Annotated in this window: 20 protein-coding genes and 1 pseudogene; 16 read left to right on the top strand and 5 right to left on the bottom strand. The window is 43.2% G+C overall.

What is annotated here, in order from left to right; genetic code table 11:
• Positions 1–74: 74 nt before the first annotated feature.
• Positions 75–2324: a DEAD/DEAH box helicase gene (locus H605_RS0102050; RefSeq protein WP_232321197.1), complete on the bottom strand. Its 2250-nt coding sequence runs from the start codon at positions 2322–2324 to the stop codon at positions 75–77.
• Between the two features lie 140 nt (positions 2325–2464).
• Positions 2465–2785, bottom strand: a complete 321-nt coding sequence (locus H605_RS0102045; protein ID WP_029052662.1) for a GRAM domain-containing protein — start codon at positions 2783–2785, stop codon at positions 2465–2467.
• 690 nt (positions 2786–3475) lie between these two features.
• On the opposite strand from H605_RS0102045, the gene H605_RS0102040 reads away from it, so the two are divergent.
• The 7 genes from H605_RS0102040 (at position 3476) to H605_RS17240 (ending at position 11553) form a co-directional block, all read left to right on the top strand.
• Complete coding sequence (locus H605_RS0102040) at positions 3476–4453, top strand: LacI family DNA-binding transcriptional regulator (RefSeq protein WP_029052661.1); 978 nt, start codon at positions 3476–3478, stop codon at positions 4451–4453.
• Entirely contained in the window at positions 4453–5331 is an 879-nt protein-coding gene (gene rbsK, locus H605_RS0102035; RefSeq protein ID WP_029052660.1) for a ribokinase, read from the top strand. The genes H605_RS0102040 and rbsK overlap by 1 nt, the downstream gene beginning before the upstream one ends.
• Positions 5328–5717, top strand: a complete 390-nt coding sequence (gene rbsD, locus H605_RS0102030) for a D-ribose pyranase (RefSeq protein ID WP_029052659.1) — start codon at positions 5328–5330, stop codon at positions 5715–5717. Before rbsK ends, rbsD begins: the two co-directional genes overlap by 4 nt.
• Positions 5718–5733: 16 nt before the next feature.
• A complete protein-coding gene (locus tag H605_RS0102025; RefSeq protein ID WP_029052658.1) occupies positions 5734–7230 on the top strand; it encodes a sugar ABC transporter ATP-binding protein in 1497 nt (498 codons plus the stop codon).
• Positions 7217–8158 carry a ribose ABC transporter permease gene (gene rbsC, locus H605_RS0102020; RefSeq protein ID WP_029052657.1) on the top strand — a complete coding sequence of 314 codons (942 nt, stop codon included), beginning with the start codon at positions 7217–7219 and terminating at the stop codon, positions 8156–8158. The genes H605_RS0102025 and rbsC overlap by 14 nt, the downstream gene beginning before the upstream one ends.
• A gap of 15 nt (positions 8159–8173) precedes the next feature.
• Positions 8174–9109, top strand: a complete 936-nt coding sequence (gene rbsB / locus H605_RS0102015; protein WP_029052656.1) for a ribose ABC transporter substrate-binding protein RbsB — start codon at positions 8174–8176, stop codon at positions 9107–9109.
• Between the two features lie 776 nt (positions 9110–9885).
• Positions 9886–11553: an N-acetylglucosaminidase gene (locus H605_RS17240; protein ID WP_198040317.1), complete on the top strand. Its 1668-nt coding sequence runs from the start codon at positions 9886–9888 to the stop codon at positions 11551–11553.
• Positions 11554–11598: 45 nt separating this feature from the next.
• Here H605_RS17240 and H605_RS0102000 read toward each other — a convergent pair whose 3' ends face one another.
• Complete coding sequence (locus H605_RS0102000; RefSeq protein ID WP_051210431.1) at positions 11599–12522, bottom strand: NAD(P)/FAD-dependent oxidoreductase; 924 nt, start codon at positions 12520–12522, stop codon at positions 11599–11601.
• A gap of 177 nt (positions 12523–12699) precedes the next feature.
• Between H605_RS0102000 and H605_RS0101995 the strand changes: the two genes are divergently transcribed.
• The gene (locus tag H605_RS0101995; protein ID WP_029052653.1) at positions 12700–13635 is read left to right on the top strand and encodes a carbohydrate kinase family protein; all 936 of its coding nucleotides are present in this window, start codon (positions 12700–12702) and stop codon (positions 13633–13635) included.
• A 326-nt stretch (positions 13636–13961) separates the two neighbouring features.
• On the opposite strand, the gene H605_RS0101990 is transcribed toward H605_RS0101995, so the two are convergent.
• Positions 13962–14246: a hypothetical protein gene (locus H605_RS0101990; RefSeq protein ID WP_029052652.1), complete on the bottom strand. Its 285-nt coding sequence runs from the start codon at positions 14244–14246 to the stop codon at positions 13962–13964.
• 370 nt (positions 14247–14616) lie between these two features.
• Here H605_RS0101990 and H605_RS0101985 point away from each other — a divergent pair, with 370 nt between their 5' ends.
• The 3 genes and pseudogenes from H605_RS0101985 to H605_RS0101975 all read left to right on the top strand — a co-directional run bounded on the left by H605_RS0101985 (position 14617) and on the right by H605_RS0101975 (position 16791).
• Positions 14617–15321, top strand: coding sequence for a CBS domain-containing protein (locus tag H605_RS0101985; RefSeq protein WP_029052651.1), 705 nt, complete (start codon positions 14617–14619; stop codon positions 15319–15321).
• A 24-nt stretch (positions 15322–15345) separates the two neighbouring features.
• Positions 15346–16027 (top strand): annotated as a pseudogene (locus H605_RS17235) (ATP-binding cassette domain-containing protein).
• Positions 16024–16791 carry an ABC transporter permease gene (locus tag H605_RS0101975; RefSeq protein WP_029052650.1) on the top strand — a complete coding sequence of 256 codons (768 nt, stop codon included), beginning with the start codon at positions 16024–16026 and terminating at the stop codon, positions 16789–16791. The pseudogene H605_RS17235 and the gene H605_RS0101975 overlap by 4 nt, the downstream one beginning before the upstream one ends.
• Here the strand turns inward: H605_RS0101975 and H605_RS0101970 are convergent, their stop codons facing one another.
• The gene (locus H605_RS0101970; RefSeq protein WP_029052649.1) at positions 16792–17979 is read right to left on the bottom strand and encodes a cation:proton antiporter; all 1188 of its coding nucleotides are present in this window, start codon (positions 17977–17979) and stop codon (positions 16792–16794) included.
• A gap of 394 nt (positions 17980–18373) precedes the next feature.
• On the opposite strand from H605_RS0101970, the gene H605_RS0101960 reads away from it, so the two are divergent.
• The 5 genes from H605_RS0101960 to H605_RS0101940 are packed head-to-tail and all read left to right on the top strand — an operon-like array spanning position 18374 to position 21909.
• Positions 18374–19348, top strand: coding sequence for an ABC transporter substrate-binding protein (locus H605_RS0101960; RefSeq protein WP_029052648.1), 975 nt, complete (start codon positions 18374–18376; stop codon positions 19346–19348).
• Between the two features lie 4 nt (positions 19349–19352).
• On the top strand, positions 19353–20384 hold the full coding sequence (locus H605_RS0101955) for a FecCD family ABC transporter permease (protein ID WP_029052647.1): 1032 nt from the start codon (positions 19353–19355) through the stop codon (positions 20382–20384).
• On the top strand, positions 20371–21162 hold the full coding sequence (locus tag H605_RS0101950; protein ID WP_029052646.1) for an ABC transporter ATP-binding protein: 792 nt from the start codon (positions 20371–20373) through the stop codon (positions 21160–21162). The genes H605_RS0101955 and H605_RS0101950 overlap by 14 nt, the downstream gene beginning before the upstream one ends.
• The gene (locus tag H605_RS0101945) at positions 21152–21571 is read left to right on the top strand and encodes an ankyrin repeat domain-containing protein (protein ID WP_037561371.1); all 420 of its coding nucleotides are present in this window, start codon (positions 21152–21154) and stop codon (positions 21569–21571) included. The genes H605_RS0101950 and H605_RS0101945 overlap by 11 nt, the downstream gene beginning before the upstream one ends.
• On the top strand, positions 21571–21909 hold the full coding sequence (locus H605_RS0101940) for an antibiotic biosynthesis monooxygenase (RefSeq protein ID WP_248681193.1): 339 nt from the start codon (positions 21571–21573) through the stop codon (positions 21907–21909). The genes H605_RS0101945 and H605_RS0101940 overlap by 1 nt, the downstream gene beginning before the upstream one ends.
• Positions 21910–22049: the final 140 nt, after the last annotated feature.

Genomic DNA, 22049 nt, shown 5'->3' with positions numbered 1-22049 from the left:
ACTTATTGTACAGTCTTTTTATATGTAATTAGATTTAGAGCACTCAATTATATGATTTTTTTGAAGCTACTACATTAAAATAACTTCATTTGCTCCGAATTACTATTCTCACTTGTCCCATTAACATAGCCTAAATCCCTAAAGCCCTTGGAGCGCTTTTTAGACATATTTATAAGGGCAGGAACCTTTTGGTCAATATAATCATATACGCGTACTTCCTGTTTTTCAGAGTGATTACGGTGTAACCGTCCTACGTATTGAGTTAATAAACCCTTCCAAGAGATTGGCATAGTTAGAAACAGCGCATTTAATCGTGGAAAATCAAATCCTTCACCTATATATTTTCCTGTCGCTATAATTAAGAGTTCTTCTTCGCTCGGTAGATCCCGGATGAAGTTTAATGCCTTCTCTTGTTCTTTTTTTGAGAGTTCTCCGGAAAGAACGATAATATTTTTTGCGAATCCCTTAAACAAACTATGAAGTATATGTACATGATTTATTCGTTCGGTCAGAATTAATGGTGTCATACCTTCCTCTAATGCTAAAAGCGCGTCTTCGAAAATAAGTCCATTTCTCTTATTATCCTCAGCCATTTCATTGTACATTTGTTGAATGTTATCAGATGTATTTTTATAAGAGGTTTTTCTTTCAAAGATAAGATGATGAAAAGGGCGAACTAGGGCCTGTTCTTTAGCATCTGTTTTATATAAAATTGGACCACATTGCATCGTAATTATTGGGTGAAGTCCATCTTTACGAGCCGGCGTAGCTGTAAGACCATATACATGTTTCGCTCGAACCATCTTCATTAATTGTTCAGAAGTATAAGCAGATAGATGATGGCATTCATCTATAATAACTTGACCGTATTGGGTGATAATAGGATCAATTCCGTTAGAGGTCAATGTTTGTATGGTGGCTACATCAATTTTTCCTGTAGGCTTCCGTTTTCCACCGCCAAATTGGCCTATTTCCTTACGGGTTGAGTCTAGAAACAATGAGAGCTGATCAATCCATTGATTCATTAATTGTTTACGGTTCACTATGATAAGGGTATTTACTTTTTGCTCAGCGATAAGAGCAGCTGCTGTCACGGTTTTTCCGAATCCAGTGGCGGCTGCTAATACACCGCCATCATGGGCTTGCAACTGTCGAAGTGCGTCTACTTGTTGTGAAGATAGGGTTCCGTTGAAGTTTGTCTCAATTGGGCTTCCTGAAAAACGTTCATCTATCCAATCTAATTCAATTCCCTTAGAAGACATTAAGTCCTGGATAGCCTGCTCACATCCTCTTGGAAGGATTAAATGAGAAGTAGTTTTATCAAAACCTTCAATCGTTGAAGGTATGGTATATGTAGACAATCTCTTTGCTCTTGCTTTAAAATACTCAGGGTTTCCAAAAGAAGCTAAACTTTCGAGTTGTGATGTAAGTGAATCAGGAAGTTCTTCCAATCTGAAATGAATGCCGTTCTTTTTAATAGCTTGTAGAGTAGTTGGATAATCAGTGGCATTATTAGCGGGAACTTGCACATTAAGTAACTGAAGGTATTTGTAAATCATATTCTTATCCACTTTATTTAAACAAGATAAATAAAGCCACTGATCTTCAAATGGTTGAAAGGCTTCATTAACAAAAACGCTATTGCCAAGATCTCGGGCATAACGTTGTAGTGGTAGGGCGATTAGGTTTCCTAGGCTTCTAGTATTTGCAAGAGAATCCTGACTTGGAAATAAACGATCAAAAGAATCTAACTCAGCAGATGTTTTCTTATCCGCATGTGCAATCAGTGCTTTGCCGAGAGTGCGAGCTAAAGAGGAAGGTAAGGCTTCTGAAAAGAAGAACCATACATGTGTTCCATTACCAGAGCGGGATCTTTCAATACTAAAAGGAAGCTGAATACTTCTACAAACATTTACGAATGCAAGTACATCATCCTGCCAATTCTTTTTGTCAAAGTCTAAAACAAGAAACCAACAAGAGTTATCTATTAACAAGGGATATAGACCAACAATGTGCTTACCACTTAAATGATCATAAATTGTTTGATCTGTAAGAGGGGTATTGACCTTATTCCGACGAACTGGTGAATATCCGCTCTTACCATCCTCCAACTTCCATCTAGTTGCATATACATCGGTTCTACCCCGAAATACACTTTGAAATAATTGAACTTTCTGTTGTGCTGTTGAAGTATAGGTAACTAAACTAGCAGATTCTTTGATTTGAAATTCTGGCAAATAATTTTGTACTATCATTTTTAAGTACTTATTCTCAGTCTGAAGTTTTTCTAGTTCTAGATTCATTTCCTGTTCAGGTATCTTCATAAACATGCACCTCTTATAATTCAATTCAGTGATTCGCTATACTTAGTGTACTAATAAAGATAGAGCAAACACAAGAGGATTCCCAATATTCAATTTTGTGAAATTGTATTTGATTTACAAAACATTTAGAAACTCACTTCTCACATCAAATCCCAAACGGTCTTGATAATATCATCACATTTCACAAATAGTGAACTTTCTAAAACAAATGTATGCAGACTTCCATCTTTTAACTCGACCGTAATTCCATTCGGCACAATACCTAACACGTAGGAAGAATCGATATTATTGATGTCGGCAATATCGAACTCCAAAATATCTCGTTGAAAATGCATATTGTATGGCTGGAAGATGAAGCGCTGATTTGTAATAAATAAGTTGCCACTGACGTAATCAATACTCTTTCGCAAGTCCACAGGTAATTCATATTGGACTTTTTCGTTTTCTCGAGAATTCATCATGCAGATCTCTCCTCTATGGATTATATCTACGACTCTATTTTTATTTTACCTCTATAGATATGTATAAACAAGACATCTTGATTTATGCTCTATTGTTTCCGTTAGGATTTAGTTGTGTATCCGCTCAAAGGATGTCCGCGAGCGCTCTTTGTTTCGGCTAAAGCGCTCAATAGCCCGTGCTATCCGCTCAAAGCCTGTCCGCGAGCGCTCAATGTGTCGTCTCAAGCGCTCTATCGCTCACGCCATCCGCTCAAACCATATCCGCGAGCACTCAATGTGTCGTCTCAAGCGCTCTATCGCCCGCGCTATCCGCTCAATCCAAGTCCACGAGCGCTCTATGTGTTGGTCGAAGCGCTCTATCGCTCGCGCCATCCGCTCAAAGCCTGTCCGCGAGCGCTCAAAGTGTCGGCCTAAGCGCTCTATCGCCCGCGCTATCCGCTCAATCCAAGTCCACGAGCGCTCTATGCAGCAGTCATACCCGCTCAATGTATCACGCTATCCGCTCTAAACAGCTGTATAACCGCTCAATCCCGCCTAGTAAATCCTCACAACAACCCCACAATCTAACCCAATATTCACTCAATAAACCCTACTCCCACCTAAATCCACTTCGCTATTGACACTAAAAAACTCCGTCTGTTATCATTATGTGTAACCGGTACCACATAGAACAGAATGTAGGTGAAATAGTTGGCGAATATACGGGATGTGGCTAAAGCTGCTGGAGTTTCAGTTGCGACTGTTTCACGCTATTTAAATAATAAAGGATACATAAGTGAAGAGGCGAAACGGGTGATTGCTAAGGCGGTGGAGGAGTTGAACTATCAGCCTAGTATGATTGCGCGTTCTCTTAGTACGAAGCAATCTACTTTTATTGGCTTGATTGTTCCGGATATCGTCAATCCGTTTTTTCCGGAACTGGCGCGTGCGATTGAAGATGTTGCGCTGGCGTACGGATACACGTTGATTTTGTGTAACTCGGATGAGGATCTTGAAAAGGAAATTAATTATGTAAAGACTCTGCAACAGAAATATGTGGCGGGGTTTATTGTTGCGTCGAATCATGTAGAAGCGGAGCATTATATGGGGCTGGATATCCCCATTGTAGCAATCGATCGAAGAATTCATTCGTCGATACCGTATATTGCGACGGATAACCGCGAAGGCGCTCGTATAGGAACTGAGCATTTATTGGATAGCGGTTGCCGAAACATTCTTTGTATGCGCGGGCCTTCAGGATTAGGTCCTGCTGATGATCGATTTGCTGGATTCATGGATGCGGTAAAGGGGAAGAATATAGAAACACATATTATTGAATGTCCCTTCCATTTTGATATAGCGGAAACGATGGTGAAAAAGATTTTGCAAGAAGTGTCAATTGATGGGATTTTTGCGAGCAGCGACGTGACCGCAGCAGGTGCAATGAAAGCCGCGTATTCAGCGGGTATTCATGTACCGAATCAGCTTCAAATCGTTGGATATGATGGAACGATGCTTGCGAGCCAATTAACACCAGGCTTAACGACGGTAGCGCAGGACTTATATAGAATGGGTGCCATGGCAGCGAGGATGCTCATTGAATTAATTAAAGGGCAAGAGCTGACGGAACGTGAAGTACTGATTCCGGCAGAGTTGCTCATTCGCCAAACAACGAGGAGTGAAGCATGATGATAACGGTAATTGGCAGTGCCAATATGGATTTGGTAGTTGGCGCGGAAAACTTCCCGAACCAGGGAGAGACGGTTCTTGGAAATGTGTTCGACACAGTGCCAGGTGGAAAAGGTGCGAATCAGGCAATTGCTGCAGCACGACTGGGTAGTGAAACACATATGGTTGCGTGTGTGGGAAATGATTTATTCGGTACGAGTATTGTGAATAATCTGCAACAGAATACAGTCGGCGTCACCGGTGTAGCTACTGTGGACGGGGCTTCCGGCATTGCGAATATTTTGCTGTCCGAAGGCGATAATCGGATTATCGTCGTACCGGGTGCTAACTCTTTGTTGATGCCAGCACATATTGACGAAATAGAAGATCTCATCAAACGTAGCGACTTGGTAATGCTTCAATTGGAAATACCAATTCCTACTGTCGTTTATACATTAGCGAAGTGCCAAGCCATTGGCGTTCCGGTGATGTTGAATCCTGCTCCAGCGCGTGGATTCGAACTTGACATGATGCCCTCGATTACGTATTTAACGCCGAATGAAACGGAATGTGAACAAATCTTCGGCATGGACATGGTGAGTGCGTTAGAGAAGTACCCGAACCGTTTAATTATTACGCTAGGTAATGACGGCGCACGATTCTTTGATGGAGAAAAGCATGTCATAGTAGAAGGCTTTAAGACACATGCCGTGGATACGACAGGTGCGGGTGATACGTTTAACGGAGCGCTTGCACATGGAATAGTAGCGGGGATGGAACTGGAACGAGCAGTTCGTTTCGCGAATGCGGCCGCTTCACTTTCCGTAGAGAAGTTCGGCGCACAAGGCGGCATGCCTTCATTTGAAGAAGTGGCAGCACGTTTGGAGGAGAGTCGATGAAAAAGCACGGCATAATCAATCGCGATATTGCGGCTGTGCTGGCTAAAATGGGTCACACTGATCAATTGACGATTGCAGATTGCGGTCTGCCGATTCCTGAAGGTGTTCCGTGTATCGATCTTTCGTATACGATTGGAAAACCTGAATTCACGGAGATATTATTGGAATTACTGAAAGACTTTCAAGCAGAAAAAGTATATATTGCAAGTGAAATAAAAGAAGAGAATCCTACAGTCTATAGTGAAATTACACAACTAGAATGTCCGATAGATGAGCTGACACATGATCAATTAAAAGAACGATCAAGACAATCGAAAGTGATTATTCGTACAGGAGAGGCGACACCTTATGCCAATATTATCGTCCAGTCAGGCGTCATATTCTGAAAGTGGGTGTGCAGAGATGATTGCGATGAGCGGGATATCGAAAAGTTTCAATGGAAATAAAGTACTCGACAATGTGGAATTTAATGTAGTCAAAGGTGAAATCCATGCGCTCATGGGAGAGAACGGTGCAGGGAAATCTACGATGATGAAGATTTTGACAGGGATCTATACGCGTGATTCAGGAGAGATCTCGGTCAAAGGTAAGAAAGTGGAGTTTAAGAACGCCAAGGAAGCTGAAGCAGCGGGAATTGCGGTCATTCACCAAGAGCTCAATATTTTACCTGACTTGACCGTTGCAGAGAACTTCTTTTTAGGTAATGAAAAGACATTCGGGAAAAGCGGGATTTTGAAGACGAAAGAGATGAATCGTCAAGCAGAAGAAATTCTGTCGAAGTTAGGCTTGCATGTTGATGCGCGGACCATCACGCGTGATTTATCTGTTGGTAAACAGCAGATTATTGAGATTGCGAAGGCGGTTTCTTCTAATGCAGAATTAATTATTATGGATGAGCCGACTGCAGCATTGACGGATCGTGAAATCAAAACGTTATTTAAAACTGTTCGAGCATTGCAAGCGGAAGGCGTTTCATTCGTTTATATATCACATCGGATGGAAGAGATTTTCGCGATGTGCGATCGTATTACTATATTACGGGACGGTCAATACGTCGGTGTGCGGAATATAAAGGACACGACGTTTGAAGAAATTGTGCAGATGATGGTTGGACGTGAATTGGGTGAACGATTCCCAGCACGAGCGTGTGAAATTGGCGATGTGAAACTAAAAGTAGAAAGTCTCTCGCGCAATGACTATTTTGAAGATGTATCGTTTGAAGTGCGAAAAGGTGAAATCGTCGGTATTGCCGGATTGATGGGTGCGGGGCGTACGGAAGTGATTCAATCGATTTTCGGCTTTAAGAAACCGACTGCGGGCAAGATTTTCATTGATGGGGAGCAAGTGATTATTTCAAATCCGTTGCAAGCGAAAAAGCTTGGGATCGGATATGTCACAGAAGACCGGAAAACTGAAGGGTTGATTCTCGATTTTTCGGTTCGGGAAAATATGTGCCTGACAAACTTCAACCGAATTTCAAATTCAGGTGTCATTCAACGAACGAAAGAAAGTCAGTTGTATGACATGATGTCTAAACGTCTCGGTGTTCGCACGTCTGGACCAGAACAAATCGTCAAGTCATTGAGTGGTGGTAATCAGCAAAAGGTCGTCATCGCAAAATGGCTTGGTATTGAGCCAGATATTCTGTTTTTGGATGAACCTACAAGAGGTGTCGACGTGGGTGCGAAGAAAGAAATTTACAGCATCATCAATGAATTGGCTGAGCGTGGAGTCGCGATTGTGATGATTTCATCCGAACTACCGGAAGTGATCGGGATGGCAGACCGCGTGCTCGTCATGCATGAAGGTCAATTGATGGCAGATATACCGAAAGAGGAAATGACACAAGAACGAATTATGCATTTTGCAACAGGAGGTGACAAAGTTGTCCAAGACTAATATGAAATCGTCATTACAGAAATTAGGACCGTTCATTGGTTTATTATTGATCGTGGTCATTATTTCCATTATGAGTCCAAGTTTTTTAACGCTGAACAACTTGTTCAACGTATTGCGTCAAGTGTCAATTAACGCATTGATTGCGTTCGGGATGACGTTTGTTATTTTGACAGGTGGAATTGATTTATCAGTTGGATCGATTCTCGCGTTAACCGGTGCCGTGACAGCAGGTATGATGTCAGGCGGTATGGATCCGATTTTAGCTATGCTACTCGGCGTATTACTAGGTGTGCTGCTCGGTGCAATCAACGGATTGATTATTGCGAAAGGGAAGGTCGCACCATTTATCGCAACACTCGCGACGATGACGATTTTCCGCGGATTGACTTTAGTCTATACTAAAGGACGCCCGATTTCAGGACTTGGCGATTCATTCACATTCCAAATGCTCGGAAAAGGATATATTTTCGGTATTCCGGTTCCGGTCATCACGATGGCGATCTCCTTTGCAGTGCTGTACTTTATATTGAAGAAAACGACATTTGGACGCCGTGTGTATGCGGTCGGTGGCAATGAAGAAGCGTCACGTCTTTCTGGAATTAATGTCGATCGAGTGAAGATTTATGTCTATTCATTGGCAGGTGGTCTAACGGCAATCGCGTCACTTATTTTGACGTCACGTCTAAACTCCGCACAGCCAACAGCGGGTAATATGTTTGAACTCGATGCGATTGCGGCCGTTGTACTTGGCGGGACAAGCTTGACTGGCGGTCGCGGTTGGATTGTCGGTACATTAATCGGTGCATTGATTATAGGTGTCTTGAATAATGGTTTGAATTTGATAGGCGTATCCTCTTTCTTCCAACAGGTAGTTAAGGGTGCAGTTATATTAATTGCAGTACTCTTAGATCGCAAAAAAACCGCATAAGGAGATGTGAATTGTATGAAAAATATCAAATGGTTACTACTTATGGCCATCGTGCTTGTTTTGGCTGCTTGTTCATTAGAGCAACCCGGTTCAAATTCTTCATCAGATGATCAAGGCGAGGCTGGAAATGATGGCGACAAAGTGTATAAAGTCGGTCTTTCCGTATCGACGCTTAACAATCCATTCTTCGTGACATTGAGTGAAGGTGTGAAGGAACAGGCGAAAGAGTCTGGATCTGAAGTGATCGTTGTCGATGCACAAGATGATGCGTCTAAACAAGCGAGTGACGTAGAAGATTTAATCCAACAAGGTGTAGATTTGTTAATCATTAACCCTACGGATTCTGAAGCGGTTGTATCTGCAGTGGAATCAGCAAACGGCTCGAACGTTCCAGTCATCACAGTAGACCGCAGAGCAGAAGGTGGAGAAGTCGTTTCTCATATTGCCTCGGATAATAAAGCAGGCGGTGTGTTAGCTGGAGAATACCTGCTCGAGTTACTTGGCGAAGATCAACCGCAAGTAGCAGAACTTGAAGGAATCTCAGGTTCATCCGCAGCGCGTGACCGTGGAGCCGGCTTTAACGAAGCGGTTGACGGCAAGGTGAATATCGTGGCGAAACAAACAGCAAACTTTAACCGTGCAGAAGGTTTGACAGTAATGGAGAATATTTTGCAAGCTAACCCAGACATCCAAGGCGTATTCGCGCATAATGATGAGATGGCGTTAGGTGCGTTAGAAGCCATTCAGTCAGCGGGCAAGGATATTCCGGTCATTGGATTTGACGCAACAGACGACGCTGTAGCATCTGTCAAAGATGGTAAGTTGTCCGCAACGATTGCTCAGAAGCCCGAGGAAATCGGGGTCAAGGCAATGGAAGCAGCGGTTGCTCTGTTGAACGGTGAAGATGTAGAGGCGGATATTCCAGTTGATTTGGAGTTAATTAAAGAGTAAGTGTGAGTTTTAGTTTGAGGGGAGCTCTCTGGCCAGTTTTTTTTGGCTGGGGGGCTTTTTTGTTTTATGGAGGGAGTGGGGCGGGGGGGGGGATTGAGCGGATATGGCGTGTGATTGAGCGGTTGCGGGCCATTATAGAGCGTATAGTCGGTGTGATAGAGCGCTTAGGGCCCGCAATAGAGCGGATAACTCACGCCATAGAGCGCTCACCACATATCATAGAGCGAATCACCAGTTAGATAGAGCGGGTGGACACTATAGAGCCGGAATTGCTTGTCATAGAGCGGATAGCCCGTGCTATAGAGCGATTGCCGGCCATTATAGAGCGTATAGCCGGTGTGATAGAGCGCTTAGGGCCCGCAGTAGAGCGGAAGCCGTGTGTGATAGAGCGGGTGACACTATAGAGCCGGAATCGCGTGTCATAGAGCGTATAGCCTGTGCTATAGAGCGATTGCGGGCCATTATAGAGCGTATAGTCGGTGTGATAGAGCGCTTAGGGCCCGCAATAGAGCGGATATCTCACGCCATAGAGCGCTCACCACATATCATAGAGCGAATCACTAGTTAGATAGAGCGCATAAATATTTTATTGAGCATTCCAAAAATAAACATCCAAACTAAAAGCACATTCTACCCATATCCCCGTGTAAAAAATGTCAATTACTCCGCTACAACACCGAATTCAAAACTATGTACCAATTTTTCCAAACTTCCTGTCAAATCTAGCAATAACCTGTATAATTGACACTAAAAGGAGGTTGCTAGATTTGAAATCTATGACGAAACTACTTACAACTACTGTCATCGTCTTTCTGCTCACTTTCGCGATGACGCTATCCACTAAAGCAGCTACTTGGGAGGACCATTCGCCTGACCAGAATCCGGACAAGCCGTGGACTGTCACGTTCAATAAACCAGTAAATAAAAATACGGTCAACAAAAAATCGATTTATATTACGGATTCTAAAGGAGTTACGCAGAACAATGAAATAACCTACTCAGACTCCGACCAGAAAGTACATATTGCACCGCCAGCAGGAAATTATCGTAGTGGTGAAACTTACACATTACATATTACGCAAGCCGTGCATAATACCGATGGCAAACCATTAAAAGCATCGGTTACTAAAACATTTTCCATTAAAGCGGGAATGACATATGACTTGGCGAATGTACAAGCCAATGGCACGACAACTATAGTGGAAAAGTTTCCAAGCTTTGAAGCAGCGGCAAGTCGTATGAATAGCAATCAAGTCGTGCTGTTCCAAAACAACATCATCCACATGCCGAGCGGGCTCATCTCGACCGTGGCATACGGTGGCAGCTCATTGACGATTTTGTATGCTAATGAAAATTTGACACGAGAAGAAACCTATGTCCCAGCAGACACGGAACTTGTGTACGTTGACTCAACTGAGACCTCTGTAAAAGTCGAATTGGCAGGAAGAAACTTTTACATCAAACCACAAAATGCGACGATGCTACCGAGCCAGACTGTAACGGATCGCACACACTATAAAGTGGTGAATGGTTCACTCCATCACTCGATTTACTCTCATAAGACAAAGACGTTTGCTTCATATGAAATGGGTGCTGCCCCAAACTTCATGCAAGAAGGAATTAGGTATTACAGCACGGATGGCAGTCATTTCCATAATGAAACGGGTGCTTTGATTGGCACGGCGCATCAATACTTCCAATACTTACCGATGCGTAGCATGACGCGCTATACGGCTGAAGAGTTGGATGCGTATATTATGAAGCAGTTACGAAGTCTAGAAGAATATTATCCTAACTACACAATTTATAAAGACGCTACGACAAGAAGTAAGTTGATTGGATTAGGAACCGAGCTAAAACGTATCGAACGAGAAAGTCATGTGAATGCGATGCATATTTTAGCATTGGCACAACATGAAAGTCAGTACGGTCTAAGTAAGCGCGCGTTGGACAATAATAACTTATTCGGTTTGTATGTGACAGATGATGATCCATCCAATCAAGTCTTTGCATCGGTGAGTGAAAACATCCAAGAGCTAGTCGATTCGTTCTTGAACAGAAACTATTTACCACCGAACGCTGCATATGCAAACGGTACGAATTTTGGAAATAAAGCGGTTGGCATGAACGTTAAATACGCTTCCGATCCGTACTGGGGTTCTAAGATCGGCGGACATCTATATCGAATGGATCGTTCGATGGGTGGGAAAGAAATGGCGAATCAGTTGAAGATTGGCTTAACAAATTACGTTGATTTAAAAGCACGAATTGAACCAATAAAAGAGTCGCTTCAGATTTATTTCTATCCAAAAGTGGGCATGCCGCTCATTATCCAGAATGATCAGTTACCAGAAAATCCATGGATTAAAATCCGTTCAGATAAAACACCGTATGGATCGCTATATGTACATGGTGGTTATGTAGATCGACTTGAATGGCAATGAACACTGAAACACCCCCTTACCTTAATTGTTGGTAAGGGGGTGTTCTTAATCTATTCGATTGAAAAACTCATTCGTCAAGTCGCCATTAATCCCTATAGCGGCAGCGCTTCCGGTTCCCGCTGCAACCAGTAGTTGCGAAGGGACGATATGTGAAACATCACCCGCTGCATAAACATTCCAAACGTTCGTGCGGCCATATTCGTCTGTTAGAATTCCACCATTTTTATTGCGTTCACACCCTAAGTCTTGAGCGAAATGATTGGGATGACTCCAGAGAGGAGAGGCGAATCCTCCTGCGCGGTCTATCAATGTACCATCTTCAAGCCGTACCTTGTGCAGGTGCCCATCCTCTCCTTCAAGCCCCGAAATAATATCATCGACAATTTGTATCCCTTTCGCATTCAACTTCTTTTGTTCCTCTGCCGTCAGCTGACCTTCTCCACCCGTAAATACAATTAGATCTCGGCTCCATGTATACACTTCTGCTGCTAATTTAAACACATTTTTATCCGCAAATACAGCCAATGAGCGATCTCTCAATTCCCAGCCATCGCAATAGGGACAACTGAAGATAGACGTGCCGTAAAAGCGCTCAATACCTGGCACGTTAGGCTGTTCATCACGCAAACCGACAGCAAGAAGTACTTTTTGTGTGCGGAACGTTCTACCGTCTGCTGTCATTAATTCATAATGCGATTTGTCCAAACGGTCCACTGCAACAACTTTTTGATGATGAAATATCACAGACGGATACTGTGTCAGTTCCTGCCGTCCGATCTGCCGTAACTCTGAAGGCTGTATACCGTCACGTGTTAAAAATCCGTGTGATGCACGGGAGACGCGATTTCTTGCATGATCATCATCGAATATAATAATATTCCGTCTTGCCCGTCCGAGTACTAAAGCGGCACTTAATCCAGCGGGTCCGCCACCAACGATTGCACATTCATAGATCATACCTAGTTTCATCCCTTTTACATTCCATTTTAGTTATATGACTTCCCATGAAGTGCATGAATTAAACTGTAGTGTGTAGTTTAATTTAATTCGTACAGAACGTACTGAACAATATTTTACTTGGACATTATCACAGTTAAGCTAATTCCGTGATACGATAGTAAGAAAACTTCTGAGGAGTTCGAATACATGAAGAATCAACAAGAAAAACATGTCCTAATATACGGAGACATTTTCGTAGACTACATCGCAACAGACGAGACGAACACCGAATTCTCAACATTCCTTGGTGGTGCAACAGTCAATGTAGCGGCGGGTGTCTCGCGCCTGGGTGCAAAGTCTTCATTAATCACCGTAATCGGGGAAGACGAGGATTCGATCTTTGCAGAAAATCAGCTGCGACAAGAAGGTGTCGATGTAACGTTTGCTGTCCGTTCACCGGAGAAGAAAGTAAACCGTGTTTATGTACATTTGACTCCGGAATACGATCGGATATTTGTAAAATATATAGACGACACGCCTGATCTTCAAGTCCAACCGAGTAATTTACAAGAGGAAACTTTCCAAAATGCTTCGATTTTACATATATGTTCCGGTACGATGTTCCAGCCTACTGCTTTGGAGACAACTAAAAGAGCTGTTGAATTAGCAAAAGAAAATGGATTATTCATCTCAGTAGATCCTAATATTCGTCCGTTACGTTGGGAAAGTGAAGAGAAATGTCGTAACACCATTCTTTCATTTTTAGATCAGACGGACTTGCTAAAACTTACGGAAGAAGAACTCACTTTTCTCATGCAAGAATCGAGTATAGAAAAAGCACTAGATCAACTGGCCACCTATAATATCCCTGTTATTATGATGACGATGGGTGAGGAGGGAACTCTGGCCGTCATTGAAGGAGCACAACATCATGTAGCAGTAGAGCCAATCGATCCCGTAGATACCACAGGAGCAGGAGATGCTTTCTTGGCGGGCGTACTTCGCGGTCTTCATTTGAATGGCAAGCCCAAATCGCTCGAAGAAATGCTTGCACATATTGAGTTCGGCAATCAAATGGGTGCGTTATGTGCAATGAAAGTCGGTGCGCTTTCCGCGATGCCTCGTGCGGATGAATTGGAGTGATGTCGCAACTTGGATTTTGAATGAGCGCTCTATGTATACGGTTATTCGCTCTATTGCGGCTTGTGAGCTCTCAATGTGACCGTTTAACCGCTCAATCGTGGCCTGCAAGCGCTCTATGCGAACGTCAATCCGCTCAATCGCAGCCCGCGAGCGCTCAATGTGATCATTCATCCGCTCAATCGCGGCCCTCGAGCGCTCAATGCGATCATTCATCCGCTCAAACCCAGCCCACAAGCGCTCTATCAATCCGTTCATCCGCTCAATCACTTACCAAATAGAATAAAAAAATGTACACAGTGCGCTGTGTACATTTTTTTATAATGGCTTTAAGAGCCATATCTAATAGTACAAATATCTTCTACATCAATCTCCTGGACGTCAGAATCTCCAAATGGTTGAAAGTGGATGGTACGACCTTTCCGATCAAACTGTAAGTAGTAACCGTTATATTGTACCTCTTTGGAATCCTTCAATGTAATTTCTACAGGCGCGCCCATAGTCAGATCGGCTAGTATATGAATAATTTTCTTTTCATCATAACATCGCGCTTTTCGTTTCGGAATATACGGCACGTCGTAATCATGGTGAGGTCTGAACTTTCTAGATGACATGATTTTATGCACCTCCTTCTCTCTTTAGCGTATGTGGAAATTTGCTAGAGAACTGTGTCACTTCATTGGATATATTCAATTAGAATGAATTGGTGTATGCATTGTGAATAAAAAATTTACTGGAAGTTGTATTTAGAGATGGAACGGTGCAGTTTTTAGAAAAGAACAAGTTGTACACGGTGGTTCATGATGAGTATGGGGATTATCAAATTAATCAGATTGCCAATCAATAATTAGTCGCTGCAGTGTCCATAACCAGTCACTGCAACGGCTTTTTTGAATCTATAAAAGTAGAGCTTTCCATGAAGTCTAAAGGCGCGAAATGGAATTGAAATATGCTATACTTTGCCTAGAATAGGGGCGATGTGTCATGGAGCATAAAAATTCAGAGCGTTTTCTCATTGCGTTTAACCGAATCGATAAATCGTTAATGAAGATTACAGGTTTGCCGAATCATTTTTCATTCTCAAAAAAAATCGATCGAGCTAAATCGCAACATGCGTTAGTTGCTCATTATGAAGATGATTTGCGAGAGTTTGGCAGTTTACGGAACGCGATTGTGCATAATCGGACAGGCTTTGACTATGCTATAGCGGAGCCTCATGATGACGTGGTAAAACTGATTGAGAATATAGATGAACGATTATCCAACCCGGTCACGGTCAAAGATTTATTCTCTGGAAAAGTACATATCGTGCAAGCAGATGAATCACTCGCCACAGGTCTGCGTTTAGTTAGAAAATGGAAAATCAATCAATTACCTATTTACAAAAAAGGTCAATTTATCGGATTAATTACCGCAGATGGCATCATGAATTGGTTAGCGGATCAGGAAACAGATTGCATTTCCCGGGAAATACCGACATTATTAGACGTATATAATCACGAGAAAAGAAAGAAAACCTATCGTTTTGTCAAAAGTTCGATGTCGGTTTATGAAGCAGAAGGATTTTTTAGAAAGTCCATTGTGTCGGGAAAACGTCTCCAGGCCTTGCTCATCACCGAGCAAGGTGGTAAAGATGAGAAACTGATCGGCATCATTACTCCATTGGATTTATTGAAAATAGATGAATGAAGAAGTGTGGAAAAGGTGAAATAAATGGATAGTGAACAGAATACAACCTTGTATGAGCCTGCGATTCATTTTCAAAATGTATCGTTTGAAGCGGAGGGCACGAAGATTCTCGATACGATAACCGGATCTTTTCCTACAAATGAGATTACGGTGTTGGTCGGGCCTTCGGGTGCAGGGAAAACAACTTTATTAAAAATGTGTAACGGTCTGCTGAGTCCTACTAGTGGGGATGGTGTTACAAAATTCACCAATGATCGCTGGAAGTGTCTATGATAATTTGGCACTGCCATTGCGTTTACAAGGCAAGACGTTGAGTAAAGAAAAAGCGTTGGATATTTTAGATCAGGTCGGTCTTGAAGGAGAGTATCTTGAACGTGACAGCCAGAACTTGTCGGGTGGTCAGCAGCAGAAAGTATCGATTGCCAGAACGTTATTGAATCAGTCGAAGATTTTGTTGATGGATGAAATTACGTCTGCGCTAGATCCATCTTCGTTGAATGAAGTAGAGGATTTGATTCGTAAACTGCATGTTCAGCATGCTATTACGGTCATCTGGATTACGCACAACTTGGAGCAGGCGAAGCGAATGGGGCAGTATGCATGGATTATGGTGGATGGGAAGTTAGTGGATGCCGGCGAAATATCTGTACTTGATCATTCAGATATCCCGTCAGTCCATCGCTTTTTGAAAGGGGACTTTTCATGAGTACGACTGCTTTATTCCTGACACTGATCTTTGTGCTGATCCCGCTAGTCCTGTCCAAAACACTCGGATTGCAGTTGGAGAAAGATACGATTGTCGCGACGATCCGTTCGACTGTGCAATTAGTGGCGGTAGGCTTCGTACTGAAGTTTGTCTTCGATTCGGAAAGTTATATGTTCATCTTCTTGATGGTCATCCTGATGATTGGAGCAGCCGTGCAAAATGCGCGTAAAAAAGGCCAAGGTATTAAAGGGATCACATGGAAGTTGATCGTGACGTTTGTATTACTGGAAGTGTTGACGCAAAGTATCTTACTAGGCTTCAAAATTGTCCCAGCTACTGCACAATATATTATTTCATTGACCGGTATGGTAATCGGAAATTCGATGGTCCTAGCAATTTTATTCCTCAATCGTTTCGTGTCGGAAGTTGAAGCGCATCGCTCGGAAAGTGAACTAATCTTGTCACTTGGCGGCACACCAAAACAGGCGATACATAAGCAATTGATGCGCTCTATTCAAGCAAGTATGATCCCGACAATTGAAAGCCAAAAGACGATAGGACTCGTGCAATTGCCAGGTATGATGAGCGGTCAAATCATTGCAGGGGCGGACCCGTTAGAGGCTGTCCAATTTCAAATCTTAGTCATATTTCTATTATTGACAACGGCTGCATTGACGAGTGTTTGTTTAGGGTTACTTTCCTATCCGACTCTGTTCAATGAACGCATGCAAATGAATCAACGACAACAAAAGCACTCGAAGTAATTACTTTTCGAGTGCTTTTGAAAGTGGATAAATACCAATACTTTGCACGACGAGGGACAACAAGACTACGGCGAATCCTAACGAAACGAGAGCATCCGCTGAACTGTCTGCGGCATCAGCCAAGCTTAGCAATAAGAAAATCGACATCGTTCCACGAATGCCTGCCCATGATAGGAGCAAGGCTTTTTTGATGTTTAATAACTTTCGATAACCTGAGAATAATTGCATCGTCCCGGTAATTACGATAAATCGTATGATAATCGAAACGATAAATATTCCGATTGCTAGCCACCCATTATGCAAAGGGAACAAGTAGTCAGCTGCCACAATTCCGATAGCTAAAAACAATATCGAAAGCAACGCAGGTTCCGCCACATCCCAAAACCCATCCAATGACTCTCGGTGCATTTCCTCCTCATCAGCACGTCCTAGTTCAGCAGATAACATAATACCCGCCGCAACTGTTGCCAATACACCTGAAAACCCGAATGCTTCGGCTAAATGAAACGCTCCGTACGCAATGATGATACTGAGTACTACTTGATTTTCCCGATGCTTTGAAAGGTGAATCGCTTTACTGACTATCCAACCTGCGACTAATCCTGTAGCCACACCACCAATCGATACGGAAAGAAACTCTCCTACAAATGACCAAAATTCAAACTTTTGCTGCGTCGTGAACATCGTCAACAGTACAGTGAATAACACGACACTAGTCCCGTCGTTAATCATAGATTCCCCGTCGACAATATCCGCAACCGAAGGATCATCCAACGACTTTTTTAATATGGACACAACAGAAACAGGATCAGTCGGCGTCAAAATAGAAGCGACCAATAATGCCCCTACTAATGAAATCTCTATACTCGCTCCCATCCAATATGTAGCGAGTCCTAAGAGGAGAGCGGTCACGAGTAAACCAGCAGTACTAAGCGTTCCGATAACTTTGGCATGCTTTCGTAATGATCTGGCCGAGTAGTGGTACGCAGATGTGAATAGCAGTCCTGGTAAGAAAATAGTATAGATGATTTCTTTAGATATATTGATGCTATCGAAGTAGGGGATGAATGACAGCCCAAAACCGATCGCGACTAGAAAGACAGGAAGTGGAAAGTTCTTCTGCTTTTTATCGATCGTCATCGCGACGTAGCCTATGGTTAATAAAATGAGGATTTGTACAGTACTCATCCCATTCACTCCTTTCTTAGGGGGTTGTGTTATAGCTAGCATTCCCTTGATGATGGAGGAGGAAACAGGTTTTAGCGGTTACATTCAAGATTTAGGCATGGTGATAGGTGGGGAAGAAGCGGCTTTGGGTTTTGGTTCTTGTACGTGCTTTCCTGTGCGGGTCTAGAAAGCAGACACTCACTAACTTCAGTACCCAACAACCAGTCGAGCAACGACCCCCTACAATAAGAGTTTCCTTGTTAGGTAACGTACAAATTACTCACCAGTTACAACACCTCAAATCTAGTACAAAGTAATCATTCTCACAAATCTATTTGACAATGATTCTCATTATCGACTATGATATTCCTCAATGAGAAACATTCTCATTATATTCGAGGGGGAATGAAGAGAGATGAAAAGGTTAGCAGGCGTGTTTAGCGTACTGATGTTACTGTTTGTACTCAGTGCGTGCGGTGCAGAGGAAGAAAAAGCGGAAGATAAAACAGACGCATCCGCAGTAAAAGCAGAAGAGATGGAGAAAACAACTGATACAAGCATCGAAGTGACAGACATGACAGGCCAAACCGTAACATTCGACGAAACACCAAAATCTGTCGCCACGCTAAGTTCAGGTGATCTCGACATGCTTCTAGCGCTTGGAATAGAAGTAGATGGACGACCGACAGTGCAAGGACCTCCGAATAAAGATTTAGAAGGCATCGCTGAAATAGGGAATCCGCATCAGCCGAATTTTGAGAAGATTGCGGAAGTACATCCTGAAGTCCTGATCGCTGCACCAAGCTTCAAGCAACATGAAGCGAATATGGAGCGCCAAGGAACGAAGACTGTCTACACAGCAGCTAACTCTGTGGAAGACATTCAACACACGATTGGACTATTCGGTCAGCTGTTTGATAAAGAGAAAGAAGCAAAAACCATACAAAACACTATCGCAGAACAAATTGAAAAAAGCACAGCGGACAAAGCAGATGCTGTGAAAACTTTATTAGTATACGGAGCACCGGGTACATACATGGTGGCGCTTCCGAATTCATTATCAGGTAATCTACTAGAACTGGCTGGTGGGGAAAATATTGCTAGTGATTTCCCGAATGAAGAAAAATATCCACAGTATGCAAGCTTAAGCGTCGAGAAAATCATCGAACGTAATCCTGAAATGGTGATGTTGATTACACACGGTGAGCCGGAAGCTGTCAAAGCGGCATTTGAAAGCGAAATGTTAAAGAATCCAGCGTGGAAAAACTTAGATGCAGTGAAAGCAGGAAACGTCATTGTCTTACCTTCCCACTTATTCGGTACGAACCCTGGAACAAAAGTAGTGGAAGCACTAGACGTGATGAAAGAAAGTTTAGGACAGGTTAAATAAGGTGATTGCAACAGGAGAACAGACGCAGAAAGAACGTCATCCACTTGCCAGAAAGCGGATCATCGTCCTCGTAACGAGTGGCAGCTTACTCATCATCGCAGCTGTCTTAAGCTTGATGATTGGCCCGGTTTCGTTCTCTATGCAGGAAATTTGGAACGGAATCTTTATAGCCAATGACACGATGGAACGGCGAATTGTATGGGAACTTCGCTTTCCACGTGTGTTGGTTGGCATGATTGTCGGGATCAGCCTTGCAGTCGCCGGTGCCATATTACAAGGAGTTATGCGGAACCCGTTAGCTGACCCAGGAATTATTGGCGTCTCATCGGGAGCAGGACTCGCCGCGACAGTCATTATGATTATTTATCCAGCCTACATCATGTTCTTACCGCTTGCCGCATTTCTTGGAGCGCTTGCAACTGCCGTTGTCATCTATGCATTGTCATGGAGAGGCGGGGCATCGCCTTTACGAATCATCTTAGTCGGTGTCGCAATTAACGCGGTAATCGGTGCGTGTATGAGTGCATTGATGCTACTATACAGCGACCGTGTGCAAGCGGTGTTACCTTGGCTTGCAGGAGGAATCGCAGGTGTCGGATGGGTACAGTTTGAAATGATCATCTATTATGCGATTGCTGCATTCGTGCTGGCTATCTTCTCGGTCAAGCATATCCGTATACTGCGTCTTGGCGACGAAGTGGCGAAGTTGCTCGGACATCATGTGGAGCGAAGTCGATTTTTCCTCATTGTGTTGAGTACGCTACTTGCGGGAATGGCAGTCAGTGTTTCGGGTTTGATCGGTTTCGTTGGTCTTGTCGTTCCACATATTATGCGCTCCATAGTAGGAGGAGATTACCGGTTTTTATTACCGGCATCTGCGCTCGGCGGAGGATTGCTAGTCGTAGTTGCCGACACGATTGCCCGTACAGTATTTAATCCAATCGAACTGCCGGTCGGAATTTTACTCTCATTCCTCGGCGGGCCATTCTTCTTGTATCTCATTCAAAAACGGAGGGATTCATTTGCTGATAACTGAGGAACTTACCTATCGTCATTCGGATTCATTCGAATTAACGTCCATTGATTTGCATATTAAGCAGGGGGAGATCGTTAGTTTGCTAGGCCCTAATGGTTCGGGTAAGTCGACATTTCTGCGCTTAATTTCTAGATTGATCACACCTGGAAGCGGCGAAGTTCTGCTAAACGGCGAACGATTGAACCGAATGAAATCTCAAGAAGTGGCTCGTAATTTAGCTATGCTCCCGCAAATGCAAGATCATCAGCTCGACGTCACTGTAGGCGAGTTGGTAGAATTCGGACGACATCCTCATCGGTCAGGCTACGGCAAGTTAAGTCGTGAAGATCAGGAGATTATTGACTGGGCAATCGGCGTAACGAAGTTAGAGAAGTACAAGAATCGCATGTTGCAGTCATTATCCGGTGGCGAACGTCAACGTGCGTGGATTGCAATGGCAATTGCTCAACGACCGAAAGTGTTATTGCTAGATGAACCTACTACGTATTTAGACATTTCGCATCAATTGGAAGTCATGGAATTGGTCACACAATTAAATGAAACGTACGGAATGACTGTCATCATGGTTCTTCATGATATTAACCAAGCGGCAAGTTACAGCGATCGTCTCATTGTGTTGAAAGACGGCAGTGTGCGTTTTGACGGAATTCCACAATGCGTGCTATGCAAAGAAATGTTCCATTCCATTTTCGAAATCGACGCAGAGATTTTCATGAATAATGGGAAATACTTTTTCACACCAAGTACATTAGAAAAGGGTGAGTGCTATGAGGGCTGATGTAGAAAAGAAGCAACCCATTGATCAAGCGCTGGTACGTGACTACTTGATTGCAGCACATGGGAATTTTGAAGAAGTACAAAAGCTGATTGAACAGGAGCCTGATTTGGTACATGCTGTCATGAACTGGGGTGGTGACGACTGGGAAAGCGGTCTCGGGGCTGCGGCGCATACCGGCAATCGCGATATTGCGGAATATTTATTGGAAAAAGGTGCACGTATGGATATATTCACAGCTGCTATGCTCGGTGAACTCGAAATCGTGAAAGCGTTGTTGAAATGGTATCCGAGCTGGGACGAACTGAAAGGTCCACACGGCATTCTGTTACTTCGCCATGCAGCAGTGGGTGGGGCACAATCAGCGCCCGTCCTCGAATATTTACAGTCAATTAAATTGGAGGTAGTATGATGCAGAAAATGATCGCAATTAATACGATATATGTTGAAAAAGGGAAAGGCGAGCAAGTAACCGCACGTTTTGCAAAAGCAAAATCTGTTCACACATTTGAAGGCTTCATTCGCATGGAAGTATTGTTGAATGGAGACAACGAAGAACATGACGAAATAAAAGTATGTACGACGTGGGAAGACCGTCAGTTTTTCGATAGCTGGCTACATAGTCGTGAAAATGCAAAAACACATGACGTCAAAGCACCGACTGTATCGAGTCCAATCCTAGGAAATGAATTGAAGACATTCGATGTGAAAGTTCAGCACTTACCGGCAGAGGCAGTAGAAACCAAGTAATTCATCACAGCGGCAAGACAAAACTTGTCGCTGACATTTCGAAGGTGATCTATGCAGTGGAATAGGCCTCCACTGTATAGATGGCTTTCGGTTACCCCGTCAGCATACACGTATATCGCGTAAACACTTGAAAGCAAACT

This window comes from Sporosarcina ureae DSM 2281 (assembly GCF_000425545.1).
Classification (GTDB): domain Bacteria; phylum Bacillota; class Bacilli; order Bacillales_A; family Planococcaceae; genus Sporosarcina; species Sporosarcina ureae.
Note: the sequence above shows the minus strand (reverse complement) of the source record. Positions and strands in the feature narration are given on the sequence as shown.